Below are 18,524 nucleotides of genomic sequence, written 5' to 3' on the forward strand. Positions count from 1 at the left end.
TCTTAAACGACTTTTGCTTCTGTGTGAAGCAGGCTGACAAGTTCCTTAACCTGGTCGGCTAACTCACCTTGAAGGACTTTTCCTGCCTCTTTTTGCGGAGGAAGATAAATTTCGATTGTTTTCGTCTTAGCTTCCACATCGTCTTCATCAAGATCAAGATCATCAAGTTCTAGCTCTTCAAGAGGCTTCTTCTTCGCTTTCATGATTCCCGGAAGAGATGGATAACGCGGCTCGTTCAAGCCCTGCTGCGCTGTTACAAGAACCGGCAGGCTTGTCTCAATGACTTCAGAATCCCCTTCTACGTCTCTAGTGATTGTAGCAGTAGTTCCGTTGATTTCCAGTTTAGTAATGGTCGTTACATAAGGCATACCAAGTTGTTCAGCAACTCGTGGTCCTACCTGTCCGGATCCGCCATCGATTGCGACATTTCCGCCAAGGATCAAGTCGGCTTCTTTATCCTTCAGGTATTCAGCAAGGATTTTTGAAGTTGTGAACTGGTCTCCGTCTTCTATGTCATCTTCGATATTGATCAATACTGCTTTATCCGCTCCCATTGCCAGGGCTGTACGAAGCTGCTTCTCTGCTTCCTCGTTTCCGACAGAAACAACTGTTACTTCTCCGCCATGGGCATCCCTGACCTGGATAGCTTCTTCGATTGCATATTCATCGTAAGGGTTGATGATGAATTCCGCACCATCTTCATTGATTTTGCCGTTTGAGAGCGTGATTTTTTCTTCTGTATCGAATGTCCTCTTCATTAGAACGTAAATATTCATTTGTTCCCCTCCTAAGTATTCAAACATTTTAGCTGTTCTAAAGATTAGAAAAATTTATAACAAAAAATTTTGATGCTAAAAGTTTGCTTATCTGCCTTTAAACTCCGGCTGTCTTTTTTCAAGGAATGCCTTGATTCCTTCCTGGCCATCCTCTGACAGGAAGACATCGCCGAAGAGTTTCGCCTCATCTTTGACCCCTTTGTAAAAGGCTTCATGCTTCGTATAGTTTAAGAGTTTGATAGCTGCCCCAATGGATACAGGACTCTTCTTCGCAATCTTGCCGGCCAGCTTGTATGCGTTTTCAAGCAATTCCTCTTCTGGGTAGGCGTGGTTGGCGAGGCCGTATTGTACTGCTTCCACCCCTGTGATCGGATCGCTTGTGAACAGCATTTCCGCTGCTCTGGCAACACCAACATATCTTGGAAGACGCTGGCTCCCTGCAAATCCAGGAACCAATCCGAGCTGCAATTCGGGCAATCCTAATTTAGCATTTTCTGCGACAAGCCTGAAGTGGCAAGCCATTGCAAGCTCCAGTCCTCCACCCAGTGCAGCACCATGGATAGCTGCGATAATCGGCTTCGAAAAGTATTCCATGCGCTCAAAAAGATCTTGTCCATACTCTGCGAGCTTCCCAAAGTCTTCACCGGTTTTGATTGTGGTGAATTCCTTGATATCTGCTCCTGCAGAGAAGAATCTCCCTTCACCATGGATCAGGATGACCCTGACTTCTTCATTTCCCTCGATTTCATCAAGCACTGCCGATATTTCCTTTAGCAGTCCTGAAGCAAGGGCATTCGCTGGCGGACGGGCAATCGTAATTGTTGCAATCCTGTCCTCCGTAGACCATTTAAGATACTCCACATTTTCCCCTCCTTTTACATTAAGACAGGTTTCGCACAAGGGATGGGCCCCATGTGCGATACATGCCTTTTTACGTACCGTTTCCATAAGACCTGATAAACAGGAAGATGGAAAGGACTTGATTAAAGGACCGGTTTGGCACCGTGGTAACCGCAGCCGTTGATCAGCAGCTGGTGTACCGCTTCAGCCAGGTCTGGCAGATTGTATTTCTGTTCATTCATTACCCATGAAGTCACAGTTTCATCCACCGTACCAAAAATCATCTGCCTAGCAAGACGCAAATCCAGGGAGCCTGAAAACTCTCCATTCTCTATGCCTTCCAAAATGATTTTGTCGATCAGCATTAAGTAGCCTTTCAGCACCTCGTTGATTTTATGACGGAGGTCCTTATTCGACTGCCTTAGCTCCAGCTGGGTCACAATTGCAAGATGCCGGTCCTGGGAAAGCATTTTGAAATGCGTTTCGACCAACATGTATAATTTCTCTGTTGCTGTCTTTTTTCCTGCAATTTTTTCTTCGATATTTTCTACGAAGTAACCCATCTTCTCCTGGAACAGAGAAATCAGTATGTCTTCTTTATTCTTGAAATACAAATAAATGGTCCCGTCAGCCACTCCAGCCTGCTTCGCTATTTTAGACACTTGCGCCTGGTGATAGCCGTTTTCTGCGATAACGACGACTGCTGCATCAATTATTTGCATATACTTCGGCCTGTTTTTTTTCAATTCACTCACTCCCGCTCCAGGAAAAGCACAAGCAATAAATGCTAAAGTGGCACACTCCCGATTACGATTTTGTCTGCATTACTTTTTACTGAATGAATCGTCATTCATATTTTTATAATAGTATTCACTCACATTTCTGTCAAGGAAATGTGTTTCAATTGGACAAGCTTTCTTTGTCAAAAAGAAAGAGCCGATTAAGCCGGCTTTTAGTGTTAAGCTCGCTTTTGCTGATCTTCTAAACTTTTTGCTTTTTCTTCGTCTACAAGTGCTCTTCTGAGAATCTTGCCCACTGCTGTTTTCGGCAATTCTTTTCTGAATTCATAAAGTCTTGGTACCTTATAGGCCGCCAGATGCTTGCGTGAATACTCGTTGAGTTCTTCCTCGGTCGCCTCTGCACCTTCCTTCAGCACAATATAGACTTTTACCGTTTCTCCTCTGTAAGGATCTGGTATACCAGCCGCTACAACCTCCTGGACCGCAGGATGCTCGTAGAGGACTTCCTCGATTTCACGCGGATAGATATTGAAGCCTCCGGCAATGATCATGTCCTTCTTCCGATCGACGATATAAAAATAACCTTCGTCATCCATATAGCCAAGGTCGCCAGTCAGCAGCCAGCCATCCTTTAGGACCTGCTCTGTTTCTTCAGGCCTGTTCCAGTAACCCTTCATCACCTGCGGACCTTTTACAGCTAATTCGCCGATTTCACCAGGCGGCAGCGGCTCGCCAGTCTCCATAGAGAATATAGCGGCATCTGTATCCGGCCACGGGACGCCTATACTTCCTTTCACACGCTTTTTATCCCACAGGAAGTTAGCATGAGTAACCGGTGACGATTCAGTCAGGCCATATCCTTCAACGAGCTTCCCGCCTGTTACTTCCTCGAATCTTTCCTGGACCTCCACAGGCAGTGGCGCAGAGCCGCTGATACAGGAATCAATCGAGGACAAATCATATTTCTTAATATCAGGATGATTCAACAACCCAATGTAAATGGTTGGCGCGCCAGGAAAAAGTGTCGGCTTTTGTTTTTGAATCGTCTTTAACGTCGTTTCAGCGTCGAATTTCGGCAAAAGCACCATTTTTTGTCCCTGCATGACAGACAAAATCAAAACAGCTGTCATCCCATACACATGGAAAAACGGAAGGATCCCCAGGACGGTTTCTTGTCCCTCTTTGCATTTATACAGCCAGGCATTGCTCATTGCCGCATTCGCTATCAGGTTTTTATGCGTCAGCATGACCCCTTTCGGAAATCCGGTTGTTCCGCCTGTATATTGCAATAAAGCCAAGTCTTCTTCAAAGTCAAGCTCGTATTCCTTAATTTTGCCCGCAGGCTTTTTCATAATCTCGGTAAAAAGATGATTCTGGCCTTCATGCTTCACGTTCACGATAATACCATACTGTTTTTTCTGGATGTAAGGGTAGACAAGATTCTTTGGGAATGGAAGATAATCCTTGATAGCGGTTACAATTACATTCTCTAAATCCGTATTGGCAATGACCTTTGACACCCTAGGGAATAAAATATCCAGGGTGATAATTGCTTTGGCACCGGAATCTTTCATCTGGTACTCAAGCTCTCTTTCCATATACAGCGGATTTGTTTGGACAACGATTCCGCCGGCCATCAGGATTGCATAGTAACTGATGATTGACTGAGGAGTATTTGGGAGCATGATCGCGACTCTGTCCCCTTTTTCAATTCCTAAGTCTTGTAAATAGGCAGCCAGTTTCTTCGCATAGTTGTAGACTTGCTTATACGTCAGTTCTTTGCCCATGAAATGGATGGCAACCTTCTCGGGGTACTTCTCAGCAGTTTGCTTAAGGTAATCCTGGACAGTTGCTTTTTGGAGATCCAAATGAGCAGGGATTTCCGGAGGGTATTGCGACAGCCACGGCTTTTCTACTTCCATCTTGACGCCTCCTTATTTAAAATTTTTTGAAAATTCTATCTCCCATTATAATATAATGGTCTTTTTATGACAATTAGAATAGTTTTTTGTAGGATAATAGGGACAAACACCCAAAAAATAATCAGATAGCGTTCATTTTGCCCATTAAAAAAACCGCCATAAAAGGCGGTTTTCTACAGTTTTATGCAAAAAACATCATATAGATGATGCCGACCAACAGAAAGACTCCGCATAGGATCAGCAAGATTTTTGCCAGTTTTTCCATCTGTTCTGATCCTCCTGATTAAATTCCCGCCCCGATGATATACGACAGGCCGATAGAGATGACCATGGAAATCAGGCCAACTGCACGGTTGTCATTTTCTATTTCTATATCGATGTTGAACTTCGGTGTCAGGAATTCAAAAATAAAGTATCCAATCAAAAGCAGCAAGAAGCCGAAAACTCCCCAGCCAACCATCGTGAGAAGTGAATCATGCTGGTTGATAGAATGGCGGAAGATATTGGCTACACCGAAGATTTTCCCTCCGGTTGCCATCGCGACTGAAATATTCCCCTTTTTGATTTCATCCCAGTTCCGGTATTTAGTGACCAATTCAAAGACAGCCAGGAATACAACCATGCAGAGAATCGCCACACTGTAATAACCTGCTGTCACTACATATTCATTTTCCCAGAAATGCTTCATGTCCAATCTCCCTGAATATATTTTACCCCTAAGCCTATTATAATGGTTTCTGGAGTGATTAATATTTTTTTCTCTGTTAAACAAGACTGTTGATTTTCGTTCCAGGCGCTTCGCTTTCCGCGGGGGAAGAATTATGAAAAAGCTCAAGTGCCAGCTTTTTCAAAGACCAAATTCTTCTTGGCTGGCGCTGAGCCTCCTCGTCGCTTTGCTCCTGCGGGGTCTCACCTGACCAGCTGCGCCCGCAGGACACTGAACAGCTTCCTCGAATCTGCCCACGCACGATGGAAATGCGTTAGCATTTTCGGAGGAGTCTACGCGCCTTCCACTACAATCAACAGGTGCAAAATCAACATTGGGCTTTAACAGAGCCATTTCTTTATCGTGTCATTATTTGAATTCCACTACCGTTACACCTGTTCCGCCTTCTCCAGCGTCTCCGAAGCGGATTTTCTTGACGGAGCGATGGTTGCGCAGATATTCCTGGACTCCCTGCCTTAAGGCTCCTGTTCCTTTTCCGTGGATGATGTTAACGCGCGGGTAGCCGGCAAGCAGGGCATCATCAATATATTTCTCGACTCTCATAAGCGCATCTTCATAGCGCTCTCCTCTTAGGTCAAGCTCAAGGCCTACATGGAAGTCCTTCCCTTTCACGGTGGCAACCGGTCTAGTTTCCACCGGCTTAGGCGTATTGATATATTCCATATCAGACTCTTTCACTTTCATTTTAAGAATGCCAATCTGTACTTGCCATTCTTTATCATTTACGCGGTCCACCAGGTGCCCTTTTTGGCCAAAGGTCAGAACATTGACCTCATCCCCAGGCTTGAATTCATGGCGGGCAGACTTCGCTTTGCCAGCATTCTTTACCTGGCTTAGCTCTGGTGTTGCCTCACTTAGGCGCCTTTTGGCATCAATCAATTCATGCTCTTTGATTTCAGCCCCTTTTTCCAGTCTCAGCTTCCGGAGCTCACGAATGACTTCTTCTGCTTCATCCTTTGCTTTTTCCACGATGGATGCCGCTTTGACTTTTGCTTTATCAGCAAGTTCCTCTTTTTTCTGATAATATTCAGCCATCTGCTTCTGCATGTCTCTATGAAGGTTTTCGGCATCCTTCAGAAGCTGGTGGGCCTCATCCCTGTCCTTTTCCGCCTGCTTGCGGCTGGATTCCAGGGAAGCAATCATATTTTCAACCTCATTGCTGTCAGCGCTGATATAAGACCTTGCTGTTTCGATGACAGAATCCTTCAGTCCCAGTCTCTTTGAAATCTCGAAGGCATTGCTTCGTCCCGGTACACCAATCAGGAGTTTATAAGTCGGGCTCAGTGTTTCGACATCGAACTCTACGCTGGCATTGATGACACCCTCGCGATTATAGCCATATGCCTTCAGCTCTGGATAATGGGTTGTCGCAATGACTCTTGCTCCGCACTTGTATACTTCATCGAGGATTGATATTGCAAGGGCAGCACCTTCCTGCGGGTCGGTTCCGGCTCCAAGTTCATCGAAAAGCACAAGACTGTTATAGTCCACCTTATTTAGGATTTCCACGATATTGACCATATGGGACGAAAAGGTACTTAAGCTTTGCTCAATTGATTGTTCATCCCCGATATCCGCGTATACTGAACCAAATACAGCGATTTCCGACCCATCAAGCGCGGGGATTTGCAATCCGGCCTGGGCCATGAGTGTACAAAGGCCGACTGTCTTCAATGTAACAGTTTTACCCCCGGTATTTGGGCCGGTGATGACAATCGTCGTATAGTCACTTCCTAAAGTGATGCTGTTCGGGACAACTTCGTCTATTGAAATCAATGGGTGCCTTGCCTGAAAAAGATTGATTCGGCCTTCGTCATTGACGATTGGCTTCGAACCCTTGATCTTGCTTCCGTATCGGGCCTTCGCAAACATGAAATCAAGCTCGGCCATGATGACCACGATCTCCAGGAGCTCATCATGATGCTCAGCGGTCAGGGCTGAAAGCTCAGACAAAATCCGTTCAATTTCCTGCTGTTCTTTTACCCGGATGTTCTGCAGCTCATTATTCAGCTGGACAACCGATTGTGGTTCGATGAACAGCGTCTGGCCAGAAGAACTCTGGTCATGGATAATGCCGCCGTAATGGGATCGGTATTCCTGCTTGACCGGAATGACGAATCGATCATTTCTGATGGTGATGATGGCATCAGAGAGCATTTTTGAAGCACTTGATGAGCGGATCATGCTCTCCAGTTTCTCCCGTACCCTTGATTCTCTTGTCCGCATTTGCTGACGGAGCGACCTAAGTGCTTCACTCGCGCCATCAAGAACTTCGCCGCCTTCATCGATTGCATTCCTGATCGACTCCTCCAGGTTCGCCAGTACGATGATGCCTTCAGTGTAGCTCAGCAAAATCGGCACTTCGGTCACTTCCTGAAGATCTTCGACGAAACGCTTCATCTGTCTGCTGGCATGCACCGTGCTTGCCACCTGCACCAGCTCAAGGGGACTGAGCGTCCCGCCAATCTGCGATCTTTTCACATGTGGCCTGATGTCGTGAATGCCGCCTAACGGTATATTCCCTTTTAGCCTTAGAACCTTTGCTGCTTCATCTGTTTCCTCCTGCAAACGGGAAACCTCGTCAAAATCGACCGAAGGCAACAGGGCTACTGCCTTTTCCCGCCCCAATGAGGATGATGTATGTTCTACCAGCTGGCTCCTGATTTTATCAAATTCCAATGTTTTCAAAACTCGTTGCTGCACAAAAATTTCCTCCTTCTTCCTAAGCGAAGGTTATTAGCAAAGCTTAAGCGCTTTGGTCAGCCCGACAAGCGCTGGAGGTCCTGGAAGTGAAGTCGCTCTTTGACTTCATTGCCAGGACCGAAATCGAAAAGTATAGCCGACTGACCAGAAACGCAGAAACTGGAGACTCCGACAAAGAAGCGCTTTTGCTTCTGCCGGCGGAGTTGAAGTTTCGGAGTTTCTAGGAGGCGACACTAGACAATTCGAAAAGCGGAGGCGACTGCCCAACTCCGACAAGCGTTGGAGGGCCTGACAGTGAAGTCGTTCTTTGACTTCATTGGCAGGACCGAAACGTCTCGAAGAGTTAGGAGCCGCAGCTAGACAAGCGTCTCGAGGGGCTAAGCGCTGGTGCTAGACATTTCTACAAAAGAATTAAAATTCCCTTATTGATCCCGGCCGTGCAGGAAATCTAGCAAACCTTTCAAGTCCAAAGCATTCAGGACAGATGATTTCTTGATCCATCCTTTTCTGGCGGCCGTTACGCCAATTTCCATGTGTTCCAGCGTGTCCACTTTATGCGCGTCCGTATTGATGACGATTTTAACGCCTTCATCCTGCGCTTTTTTTAGGTACTCCGCCGCCAGATCAAGCCTGTTAGGATTGGCGTTCAGTTCAAGCGCCGTATTCGTTTCCTTCGCGAGTTTGATCAGCATATCGATATCAACAGAATACCCCTCCCTGCGGCCAATCAGCCGTCCAGTTGGATGGGCGATGATATCAACATGTGCATTCTCTAAAGCAGTCTTCAGCCGATTCATGATTTTTTCTACAGGCTGTGAAAAAGAGGAATGGATCGATGCGATAACCAAATCCAGGTCAGCAAGCAGTTCATCCTCGAAGTCCAGTGTTCCATCCGGCAAAATATCCATTTCAATTCCCGTCAAAATCGTGAAGTCATCGAATTTCTTATTCAGTTCTTTCACTTCTTCCATTTGCTTCCTTAAGCGTTCGGGCGTCAAGCCGTTCGCTACCTTCAGATACTGTGAATGGTCGGTGATGGCCATATATTTATAGCCTCTCGCGATACATTCCATCGCCATTTCTTCAATTGAATGGCCGCCATCGCTCCATGTTGAGTGCATATGAAGATCCCCATTGATGGCATCAAGTGTAATGAGTTCCAGATTTTTTTTGTATAACTCAACTTCCGAGCCGTCCTCCCGCAATTCTGGCGGAACGAAAGGAAGTCCAAAATATTGATAAAATTCCTCTTCTGACTTGAATGTGGTGACTTCCCCCGTCTCTACGTTCTCCACACCATATTCGCTGATTTTCTCTCCTTTTTCCTTCGCCAGCTGCCGCATTCTCACATTGTGGTCCTTTGAGCCGGTAAAATGGTGGAGGGCTGTCGCGAATTCCTCAGGATCAACAAGACGGAAATCCACATTGACATCATAATCAAGCCCAAGGGTAACAGAAACCTTCGTATCGCCTGCAGCAATGATTTCTTTGATTTTTGGAAGCCTGACCAGCTCGTCCTTAACAGCAGACGGATCAGTGGAAGCGATGATAAAATCCAGGTCCTTTATTGTCTCTCTCATCCTCCGCAAGCTGCCCGCCCTTGAAAATTGTTCGATATCTTTTATCTTTTGAAGATACGATTCAATTAATTCAGCAACCGGAAGCATATAGGCAAGCGGAAGCCTTTCCGGTCTCGTACCAAAATTTTCAACCGCAGCGAGAATCTTTTCTTCTGATTTTTTGCCAAATCCTGCGAGGTCCCGGATTTTCCCCGCCTTCGCAGCTTCCTCCAGGTCATGGATACTCTCCACACCCAGTTCTTTATACAGCTTGGCGATTTTTTTGCCGCCCATTCCAGGCAGCTGCAGCAACGGAATGAGACCGCTCGGTACCTCTTCCTGTAATTCTTTCAGCTCGGTCGACTGACCAATTTCCATGAACTCCTGGATGACTCCTGCAGTGCCTTTGCCAATTCCTTTGAGTTCAGTCAGATCGCCTATTTCCGACATGCTCCGTTCATCACCCTCCAGAGCTGCCGCAGCTTTTCGGAACGCGGATACTTTAAATGGGTTTTCACCTTTTAATTCCATATATATAGCAATAGTTTCAAGTAATTGCACGATATCCTTTTTATTAACAGACATGAACTCCACCTGCCTTTTCGATTTCTCGACCGTTTTTTATAACCCGGACTTGGTCATTGTCTTCTATTTTATAGAAAACAAGCCCCACTGTGAAATTAAATGAAAACTTTTCGGCACGATAAAAAAACTTCTCCGCAATAGAGAAGTTATGCAGCCATGTATTCAATCCAGAGTTGCTTGATTTGCTGAGAGAATACCGGCGTATTTTTTATGATGTTTTCGGCTAGAATTGAATCGTTCAATGGTCCCTGGATCGCCTGGATTGGCAGCAGGGCTGCAATGTAAAGAACGATGAACAGCAGCAGGTAAACTTCGATAAAACCTAGAAACCCTCCTGCCCAGACATTCAACTGCTTCAGGATTGGCAGGTGTGCCACAAAATCAAGCATGGATCCGATAATCTGGAGCAGGATTTTCACCGCGAAAAAGATAGCCGCAAACGCGATAGCCCGATAATAGGCATCTTCTAAATTGGCATTCTCAAATATGAGATTCAATGTAGAATTGCTGCCGAGGTTCGGATATGGAATCCATAGAGTCAGCTTGGGAGCAAGCTGGTCGTAATATAGGTACGCAACAACGAAAGCTGCGATGAAACCGGCCAAATGGATGGTTTGCAGGATGAACCCCCTCTTCAGTCCTACAATGAAGCCCATGACCAATATAGCCAAAACAGCAAGATCAAGCATGAATTATTCAGTCCTTTAACCTTTTAATTTCCGCTTCGAGCGATTCAACACGATCTTTCATTTTTATGTAATCATTAACAGCATTCACAGCCGTCAACACAGCTAATTTACTAGTATCAAGTGAAGGATTCGCTGAACCGATTTCCCGCATTTTATCATCTACCATTGAGGCAATGAGCCGGATATGGCTGGTGCTTTCTATGCCGACTATTGTATATTGCTGTCCATATATATCGACAGTCGACCGATTTTTTTTTGTGTCTGACAACATTTATGCCCCCATTCATAAGAATCCTATTCTATACTATATCATGAACGTAAAACGCTGGGAAGTAGTTGCCTGTCAGATTGATATGGTTTTTGGAAGAAAATGTCTAACTTTAACAAGGAGTGTAGAGCCATGGGAAATAGTGTCCTTCAGAAAAAACCGGAAGAAATCAGAAAGATGAAAGAATATTACAGCAAGTTCCTGATCGATAAACTTCCGCCCGGCAGTGTTTTTGCCGCAAAAACACCTTCCTGTGCGATCACTGCCTATAAATCAGGAAAAGTTTTATTCCAGGGGAAAGATGGAGAAAGTGAAGCAGCAAAGTGGGGCACTGCATTAGCACCTGCAGCTAAAAAAAGTGCTGCGCCAGCACCGGGAGCCCATTTGCCGAAAAATATCGGGGAAATGGCGATCATCGGTTCGGATGAGGTGGGCACCGGCGACTATTTCGGTCCGATCACGGTTGTCGCCGCCTATGTCAGGAGACAGGATATACCTGTGCTGAAAGAGCTTGGAGTCCAGGATTCCAAGAATCTCAAGGACGATAAGATCATTGAGATTGCGAGACAGCTAGTGACCTTTTTGCCTCACAGCCTGCTGACCTTACATAATGAAAAATACAACCAGATGCAAATGAAGGGCATGTCACAAGGGAAGATGAAAGCCCTGCTGCACAATCAGGCCATCAACCATGTTCTTGATAAAATCGCCCCAGAAAAACCGGAAGCGATCCTGATTGATGAATTCGCTAAAGAACCTATTTATTTTGCACATTTGAAAGGCCAACGTCAAATCATCCGGGAAAATGTCCTGTTCAGCACAAAGGCAGAAGGAATCCATCTAGGGGTCGCAGCCGCATCGATGATTGCCCGTTATGCTTTTGTTCGACATTTTGAAAACCTTAGTAAACGCGCAGGTTTCACCATTCCAAAAGGCGCCGGCGCTGCAGTTGATAAGGCAGCGGCCAGGCTGATTCTTGAAAAAGGTGTGGATGTGCTGCCCGAGTTCGTCAAACTTCATTTTGCTAATACTGAAAAAGCGAAGAAGATTGCGCGGGTGTAAAACGAAAGCTGGAATTTTTTGCTCGGGTGTTGACCTGGTAATTGGAAAATCACTCGGGTGTTGACCTGGAAACTGGAAAAAATGAGCTGTTTTTTCCAGTACGCGGAATTATGCTGGATTTTCACGGAATTAGTATCAAGTTTCGCGGGAATCCCTAGCTGGATCGCGGAATCCCATCGCTAGCAGAGTTCAAACGCTATAATTGACTGTAATCACGTTGATTTTCTCGGTTGATTAGCTATTCACCAAGATTTCCACCTGGTCATTGGATTATATTTTCGCGATTCTCCCTCAGAATCCCATAATAAAAAGGCAGCCCGCGGGCTGCCTTTTTAACATTTATCCTCTTAATACTGCTCCAGCTTTTTCTTCAAGTGCAGCAAGGACTTTATTGTGTGCTTTTGCAATGTCTTCATCTGTCAGTGTCTTTTCTGGATCAAAGTATTTCAAGGAGAACGCAAGTGACTTCTTGCCTTGCTCCATTTTTTCACCTTCGTAAAGATCGAAAACATTTACTTCTTTTAAAAGTGATCCGCCAGCTTCGGTGATGATCTTCTCCAGGTCACCGGCTGCCGTCCCTTTGTCAACAACAAGGGCAATATCCCTTGTGATCGATGGGTAGCGCGGGATTGCTGTGTATTGAAGCGGTGCCGTTTCAGCTTCCAACAGAGCTTTAAGCGACAATTCAAAAACATATGTTTCTTTCAGGTCGAGTGATTTTTGCATGGTTGGGTGAACCTGGCCGATAAAGCCGATCACTTTATCGTTCAACAAGATTTCACCCGTACGTCCTGGGTGCAATCCATCAAGCTCAGCCTTCTGGAATCCAAGCTGGCTCTCTAGGCCAAGCTTGGCAAACAAACCTTCAACGATTCCTTTGAGAACAAAGAAATCAACAGGCTTCTTCTCGCCCTGCCATGGATGGCTTTCCCACAGGCCAGTGATCGCGGCAGCCAGGTGCTCTCGCTCTTCAGGCAGCTCGTCATTGCTGTTCTTCAGGAAGACTGCTCCTGTTTCATAAACAGCGACACTATCAATCTGGCGAGCATTATTGTATTTCAACACTTCCAGCAGCTGAGGCACGATGCTCAGGCGTAGAAGGCTTCGGTCTTCACTCATCGGCATTGCCAGTTCAACCGGTTCGCGCTGGTCCAACGCATACTGTGTTGCTTTTTCATCGCTTGTAAGTGAATAAGTGACTGCCTGATACAAGCCTGCTCCTTCCATGAAACGGCGGACCACACGGCGTTTTTTCTGGTATTCAGAAAGATGCCCAGGTGTGGATGGACCTATAGGAAGAGTAGTCGGCAGATTGTCATAGCCATACAGACGGCCTACCTCTTCGATTAAATCTTCCTCGATGGTGATGTCGCCGCGGCGCGTCGGCACAGTCACCGTGATTGTCTCATTGTCGACGGAAGTTTCGAACTTCAGTCGGGCAAAAATTTCTTCGACCTGCTTCATTTCAAGTTCTGTACCGAGAACTTTATTGATTTTTCCAAGAGTGGTTGAAACAACTGCAGGCTTAACCTCCAAAGCATCAGCTTCGACAACTCCGCCTAGTACTTCACCGCCGGCAAGCTCGATCATTAGTTCAGCAGCACGTTCTGCAGCAGGACGGACTCTCTCAGGATCCACACCTTTTTCATAGCGAGAGCTTGCTTCGCTGCGCAAGCCATGGTCTTTTGAAGCTTTGCGGATCGCTCCTCCTGTGAAATAAGCGGACTCTAACATGACAGTCGTTGTGTCACTGCTGACCTCTGAATTCGCTCCGCCCATGACACCTGCAAGAGCTACTGGCTCAGTACCGTTTGTGATGACCAGGTGGTCCGGAGTCAACATACGTTTTACATCATCAAGCGTTTCAATCACTTCGCCATCCTTCGCACGGCGCACAAGGATTTCTTTTGAGCCCAATTTATCGTAATCGAATGCGTGTAGCGGCTGTCCGTACTCCAATAAAATGAAGTTTGTGATATCAACTACGTTATTGTGTGGACGGATGCCTGCAGCCATCAGCCTTGTTTGCAGCCAAACTGGAGATGGACCGACTTTGACATTCTTGATTACTTTCGCAACGTATAGAGGATTATCTTCTTTTGCATCCACTGTCACATTGATATAGTTACTTGCTTGTTCTGATGAAGTTTCAGGCTGTGGATTTGGCAGCTTAACTTCTTCTCCAAGGATGGCTCCAACTTCGTATGCAACACCAAGCATACTCATCGCATCAGCACGGTTTGGCGTCAGACCAAGCTCAAGGATTTCATCATCCCTGTTTAAGACTTCAAGAGCGTCCTGGCCGATTTCTGTCTCAGGAGTGAAATTGTAGATTCCTTCTGCATACTCTTTCGGCGCAAGCTTGCCTTCAATGCCAAGTTCCTGAAGTGAGCAAATCATCCCGTGGGATTCTTCTCCGCGAAGTTTTGCTTTTTTAATTTTGAAGTTGCCCGGCAGAACAGCACCAACCGTTGCAACCGCCACTTTTTGGCCTTTGCCGACATTCGGTGCGCCGCAGATGATTTGTACCGGTTCACCTGTACCGATGTCAACAAGTGTCTTGTTCAGTTTTTCAGCATTTGGATGCTTCTCGCATTCAAGAACATGCCCGACAACGACGCCCTTCAAGCCTTCATTCAATTTTTCTACGCCTTCTACTTCGATGCCGCTTTTGGTGATTTTTTCGGCAAGCTCTTCAGCAGATACGCCTTCCAAATCGATATATTCCTGCAGCCATTTATATGATACCAACATGGTTTTACCCTCCTAATCCTTATTCTTCAACCGAAAATTGCTTCAAGAAGCGGACATCGTTCGTGTAGAAATGACGGATATCATCGACGCCATACTTGAGCATCGCAATACGCTCAGGCCCCATACCAAACGCGAATCCAGTGTATTTCTTTGAATCGTATCCAGCCATTTCAAGTACATTAGGATGGACCATCCCTGCTCCAAGGATTTCGATCCAGCCAGTTCCTTTACATACGCTGCAGCCTGAGCCGCCGCAAATTTTACAAGAGATATCCATTTCGACAGATGGCTCAGTGAAAGGGAAGAAACTTGGACGCAGACGGATTTCTCGGTCTTCGCCGAACATTTTCTTCGCAAAAACTTCAAGCGTTCCTTTCAGATCGCTCATTCTGACATTCTCATCGACGACAAGGCCTTCAATCTGCATGAACTGGTGGGAGTGAGTTGCATCGTCGTTATCGCGGCGATACACTTTCCCTGGGCAGATGATTTTTACAGGACCCTTGCCCTGGTGTTTTTCCATCGTCCTTGCCTGGACAGGAGATGTATGTGTGCGCATCAATGTTTCTTCGGTGATGTAGAAGGAATCCTGCATGTCACGTGCCGGATGTCCTTTCGGAAGGTTCAGCGCTTCAAAGTTATAGTAGTCTTTTTCGACTTCAGGTCCTTCTTCAACTGTATAGCCCATGCCGATGAAAAGATCTTCGATTTCCTCGATGATGCTTGTCAGCGGATGATGGCTGCCCGTCTTAACAGGTCTTCCTGGAAGAGTAATATCGATTTCTTCAGCTGCCAATTGCTTTTGGACGGCTGCTTCCTCAAGATCCTTTTGCTTTACTTCGATCTGGCCGGAAATCGCATCGCGGACTTCGTTGGCCAGGGCACCCATCTTCGGTCTTTCCTCAGCCGATAACTTGCCCATCCCTTTCAAGACTTCTGTGATTGGACCTTTTTTTCCAAGATAGGAAACGCGAATATCATTCAATTCCTTTAGGTCAGCAGCTGCGGCCACTTTTTCAAGCGCCTCAGCCTGCAGTTCTTTTAACCGATCCTGCATTGGTAAATCCTCCTTCATTTTCTCTTTTTTGAACACAAAAAGACCTCATCCCGGATAAAGGGACGAGGTTCATGGTTATCGCGGTACCACCCTTTTTAACAGGCAATACAGTTATGTATTACGTGTTCGCTTCATTGAGATAACGGCTTGTGCCGATGCATCTTTACGCTAAAAAGCGGTCCCGATGCCAACTCTGGAGGTGAACTTCGCTTGTCTGTTCCATAAAAATGCTTCCAGTCACCGGCATTTTCTCCCTGAATGGCCATCTTCAAGCTACTTTTCTCCGTCATCGTTTTTGAAATATTAATTTTACTGTTAATTATAGTATATTCTTTCCGCAGTATCAAATGGTTTTATGAAAAAACGAGCCTATTTTGCTGTTTTCAAATAATATAGCAGGATACCTGCTGCGACTGCGACATTCAGCGATTCGCTCTGGCCGTAGATTGGGATATAAAGATTTTGCGTTGTTTTATCCAGCAACTCTTTATTAACGCCGCTTCCTTCATTTCCAACGAGCAGGGCGAAGGCATCATTATTTTCAGCCTCTGTAAAAACAACTCCATTTTCTAGAGCCGTTCCAAAGACTGGGATGTTTTCAGACTGAAGTTCAGAAATCCATTCTGAAAGGTCTCCACTTATAACCGGCAAATGGAAGTGACTTCCCTGCGCAGAGCGCAATACCTTCGGATTATACATATCGACACTGCCCTTCCCAACAATGACTGCATCAATCCCTGCAGCATCAGCCGTGCGGATCATCGTCCCAAGGTTGCCCGGATCCTGGACAGAATCAATAAGTAAATAGGTTTTTCCATTTGTTTGCGGGTTCTTTGGCTGTCGGCATATAGCAAATATGCCCTGAGTTGTCTCAGTGTCAGCAAGCTGCCTGCTGATTTCATCCGTTACCACCGTAACAGGAATGGAACCGTAATCCAGGCTGGAAGGCAACTCCGTTTTTTCGCTTAAAATAATCTCTTCAACATCTTCTTTTTTCGATAGTGCTTCTTCAACTAAATGGAAGCCCTCAACAAGGAACATGCCGGTCTTATCGCGTTCCTTGCGCGTAAGCAATTTCTTCCACTGTTTAACTTGCGGATTTTTATCAGATTGAATGTACTTCAATTCTGGCTCTCCTTTATTATGGCTTGTTCAATTTTACTATTATAGCTCAAAACGGATACATAATAAAACCAAAATTGTTAAAGCTATAACCAGCAATGGAAATTTGAAAGGAGTTTGAGCAAAGATGAACCTTAACCTTAGAAACGCTGTTATTTCAAATGTAGCAGGAAATACGCAAGACGAGCTTAAAGATACAATCGTCGATGCCATCCAGAACGGCGAGGAAAAAATGCTTCCTGGACTTGGAGTGCTGTTCGAAGTCATCTGGCAGAATGCTTCTGAACAAGAAAAGCAGGAAATGCTGGATGCTCTGGAATCAGGCTTAAAAGGGAAATAGTTTTTTGGAAGGACTCCTTAATGTTTGAGGGGTTCTTTTTTTATAAAGTAAACATCTCGTTTTCTATTTTATGGAAAAAGCAGAGAATAAGGTTATTTCCGTAGAGATTCTGGCTGTTTTTGTAGAGATTATTATTAATTCCGTAGAGAATATAGTCATTTGCGTAGTGATTTTCCTAACTCAGGAGTAAATACCGGTCCAAAATGTAGTGATGAAAGAGAACTTTCGTTTATAGGCAAAAAAAATTGTCCAGAAAACATTTTCTGGACAACTAAATCTCATTTTTTATTCAAAAGTAAGTTTTTCAACTGTTTCTTTATCAAGTCGTTTGATGACTTCAATGATCAATTTAACTGCGTTCTCGTAGTCATCACGGTGAAGCATCGCTGCGTGTGAATGAATGTAGCGTGTCGCGATTGTGATGGACAGCGCAGGTACACCGCGGTGTGTAAGGTGGATCGCACCTGAGTCTGTGCCGCCGCCAGCTACTGCGTCAAACTGGTATGGAATGTTCAGCTCGTCTGCCAAATCCGTTACAAAATCACGAAGGCCTTTGTGTGACACCATTGATGCATCATAAATGATGATTTGCGGACCGTCACCCATTTTGCTTAGAGCTTCTTTTTCAGTAACACCTGGAGTGTCGCCGGCAATACCTACATCGACACCAAAACCGATATCAGGCTCGATTGATTGGGCAGATGTTTTCGCTCCGCGAAGACCAACTTCTTCTTGAACGGTTCCTACGCCATAGACAACGTTTGGATGCTCAGCATCTTTTAGACCTTTTAGGACATCGATGGCGATCGCACAACCAATGCGGTTATCCCATGCTTTTGCAAGCAGCATCTTTTCGTTGTTCATAACTGTGAATTCGAAGTAAGGAACGACCATGTCGCCAGGAGTGACTCCCCATTCCTTCGCTTCATCACGGCTTGATGCACCGATATCAATGAACATATCCTTGATATCAACAGGCTTTTTACGAGCTTCAGCAGGAAGGATATGTGGCGGTTTAGAACCGATCACCCCAGTTATTTCACCTTTGCGGGTTACGATTGTCACACGTTGTGCAAGCATAACCTGGCTCCACCAGCCGCCGACTGTCTGGAAGCGGATGAATCCTTTGTCATCGATGCTTGTCACCATGAATCCTACTTCATCAAGGTGGCCAGCTACCATGATTTTAGGGCCGTTTGCATCTCCAACCTTCTTCGCAATCAAGCTTCCCAGGCCATCTGTTGTTACCTCATCAGCAAATGGAGTTATGTATTTCTTCATTACTTCCCTTGGCTCACGCTCATTGCCGGGAATGCCTTTGGCATCGGTCAAATCTTTTAGCATTGTTAATGTTTCATCTAATTTAGCCATTATTTCGAC

Annotated in this window: 17 protein-coding genes and 1 other annotated feature; of the genes, 3 read left to right on the top strand and 14 right to left on the bottom strand. The window is 45.5% G+C overall.

Annotated elements, in window-relative coordinates:
• Nucleotides 1-2 precede the first annotated feature (2 nt).
• From M3593_RS05705 to M3593_RS05735, 7 genes are all read right to left on the bottom strand, one after another.
• Entirely contained in the window at nt 3-776 is a 774-nt protein-coding gene (locus tag M3593_RS05705) for an electron transfer flavoprotein subunit beta/FixA family protein (RefSeq protein WP_144477537.1), read from the bottom strand.
• 87 nt (nt 777-863) lie between these two features.
• Complete coding sequence (locus M3593_RS05710; protein WP_251541060.1) at nt 864-1,637, bottom strand: enoyl-CoA hydratase; 774 nt, start codon at nt 1,635-1,637, stop codon at nt 864-866.
• A 122-nt stretch (nt 1,638-1,759) separates the two neighbouring features.
• Complete coding sequence (locus M3593_RS05715) at nt 1,760-2,362, bottom strand: fatty acid metabolism transcriptional regulator FadR (RefSeq protein ID WP_144477531.1); 603 nt, start codon at nt 2,360-2,362, stop codon at nt 1,760-1,762.
• 212 nt (nt 2,363-2,574) lie between these two features.
• Nucleotides 2,575-4,278, bottom strand: coding sequence for a long-chain-fatty-acid--CoA ligase (locus M3593_RS05720; RefSeq protein ID WP_144477528.1), 1,704 nt, complete (start codon nt 4,276-4,278; stop codon nt 2,575-2,577).
• Between the two features lie 283 nt (nt 4,279-4,561).
• Complete coding sequence (locus M3593_RS05725) at nt 4,562-4,966, bottom strand: DUF350 domain-containing protein (RefSeq protein ID WP_144477525.1); 405 nt, start codon at nt 4,964-4,966, stop codon at nt 4,562-4,564.
• A 76-nt stretch (nt 4,967-5,042) separates the two neighbouring features.
• Nucleotides 5,043-5,216, bottom strand: coding sequence for a hypothetical protein (locus M3593_RS05730; RefSeq protein WP_186326764.1), 174 nt, complete (start codon nt 5,214-5,216; stop codon nt 5,043-5,045).
• A gap of 137 nt (nt 5,217-5,353) precedes the next feature.
• Nucleotides 5,354-7,708: an endonuclease MutS2 gene (locus M3593_RS05735; protein ID WP_144477522.1), complete on the bottom strand. Its 2,355-nt coding sequence runs from the start codon at nt 7,706-7,708 to the stop codon at nt 5,354-5,356.
• An 86-nt stretch (nt 7,709-7,794) separates the two neighbouring features.
• Between M3593_RS05735 and M3593_RS05740 the strand changes: the two genes are divergently transcribed.
• Nucleotides 7,795-7,932 carry a hypothetical protein gene (locus M3593_RS05740; protein WP_186326763.1) on the top strand — a complete coding sequence of 46 codons (138 nt, stop codon included), beginning with the start codon at nt 7,795-7,797 and terminating at the stop codon, nt 7,930-7,932.
• A 198-nt stretch (nt 7,933-8,130) separates the two neighbouring features.
• Here the strand turns inward: M3593_RS05740 and polX are convergent, their stop codons facing one another.
• The 3 genes from polX to zapA all read right to left on the bottom strand — a co-directional run bounded on the left by polX (nt 8,131) and on the right by zapA (nt 10,809).
• On the bottom strand, nt 8,131-9,852 hold the full coding sequence (gene polX / locus M3593_RS05745; RefSeq protein ID WP_251541063.1) for a DNA polymerase/3'-5' exonuclease PolX: 1,722 nt from the start codon (nt 9,850-9,852) through the stop codon (nt 8,131-8,133).
• Between the two features lie 146 nt (nt 9,853-9,998).
• Nucleotides 9,999-10,541, bottom strand: coding sequence for a CvpA family protein (locus M3593_RS05750; protein ID WP_144477516.1), 543 nt, complete (start codon nt 10,539-10,541; stop codon nt 9,999-10,001).
• Between the two features lie 7 nt (nt 10,542-10,548).
• Complete coding sequence (zapA, locus tag M3593_RS05755) at nt 10,549-10,809, bottom strand: cell division protein ZapA (RefSeq protein WP_144477805.1); 261 nt, start codon at nt 10,807-10,809, stop codon at nt 10,549-10,551.
• Nucleotides 10,810-10,941: 132 nt separating this feature from the next.
• On the opposite strand from zapA, the gene rnhC reads away from it, so the two are divergent.
• Entirely contained in the window at nt 10,942-11,871 is a 930-nt protein-coding gene (rnhC, locus tag M3593_RS05760; protein WP_251541065.1) for a ribonuclease HIII, read from the top strand.
• A 339-nt stretch (nt 11,872-12,210) separates the two neighbouring features.
• On the opposite strand, the gene pheT is transcribed toward rnhC, so the two are convergent.
• The 3 genes from pheT to M3593_RS05775 form a co-directional block, all read right to left on the bottom strand.
• A complete protein-coding gene (gene pheT, locus M3593_RS05765; protein ID WP_251541067.1) occupies nt 12,211-14,625 on the bottom strand; it encodes a phenylalanine--tRNA ligase subunit beta in 2,415 nt (804 codons plus the stop codon).
• Between the two features lie 19 nt (nt 14,626-14,644).
• Complete coding sequence (pheS, locus tag M3593_RS05770) at nt 14,645-15,682, bottom strand: phenylalanine--tRNA ligase subunit alpha (protein WP_144477507.1); 1,038 nt, start codon at nt 15,680-15,682, stop codon at nt 14,645-14,647.
• 55 nt (nt 15,683-15,737) lie between these two features.
• Nucleotides 15,738-15,981: a binding site (T-box leader), on the bottom strand.
• Nucleotides 15,982-16,051: 70 nt separating this feature from the next.
• Nucleotides 16,052-16,807, bottom strand: coding sequence for a TrmH family RNA methyltransferase (locus M3593_RS05775; protein WP_144477504.1), 756 nt, complete (start codon nt 16,805-16,807; stop codon nt 16,052-16,054).
• A gap of 124 nt (nt 16,808-16,931) precedes the next feature.
• On the opposite strand from M3593_RS05775, the gene sspI reads away from it, so the two are divergent.
• Nucleotides 16,932-17,144 carry a small acid-soluble spore protein SspI gene (gene sspI, locus M3593_RS05780; RefSeq protein ID WP_144477501.1) on the top strand — a complete coding sequence of 71 codons (213 nt, stop codon included), beginning with the start codon at nt 16,932-16,934 and terminating at the stop codon, nt 17,142-17,144.
• Nucleotides 17,145-17,429: 285 nt separating this feature from the next.
• On the opposite strand, the gene M3593_RS05785 is transcribed toward sspI, so the two are convergent.
• Complete coding sequence (locus M3593_RS05785) at nt 17,430-18,515, bottom strand: M42 family metallopeptidase (RefSeq protein ID WP_144477498.1); 1,086 nt, start codon at nt 18,513-18,515, stop codon at nt 17,430-17,432.
• Nucleotides 18,516-18,524 lie beyond the last annotated feature (9 nt).

This window comes from Mesobacillus sp. MER 48 (assembly GCF_023714225.1).
Classification (GTDB): Bacteria; Bacillota; Bacilli; order Bacillales; family Cytobacillaceae; genus Mesobacillus; species Mesobacillus oceanisediminis_A.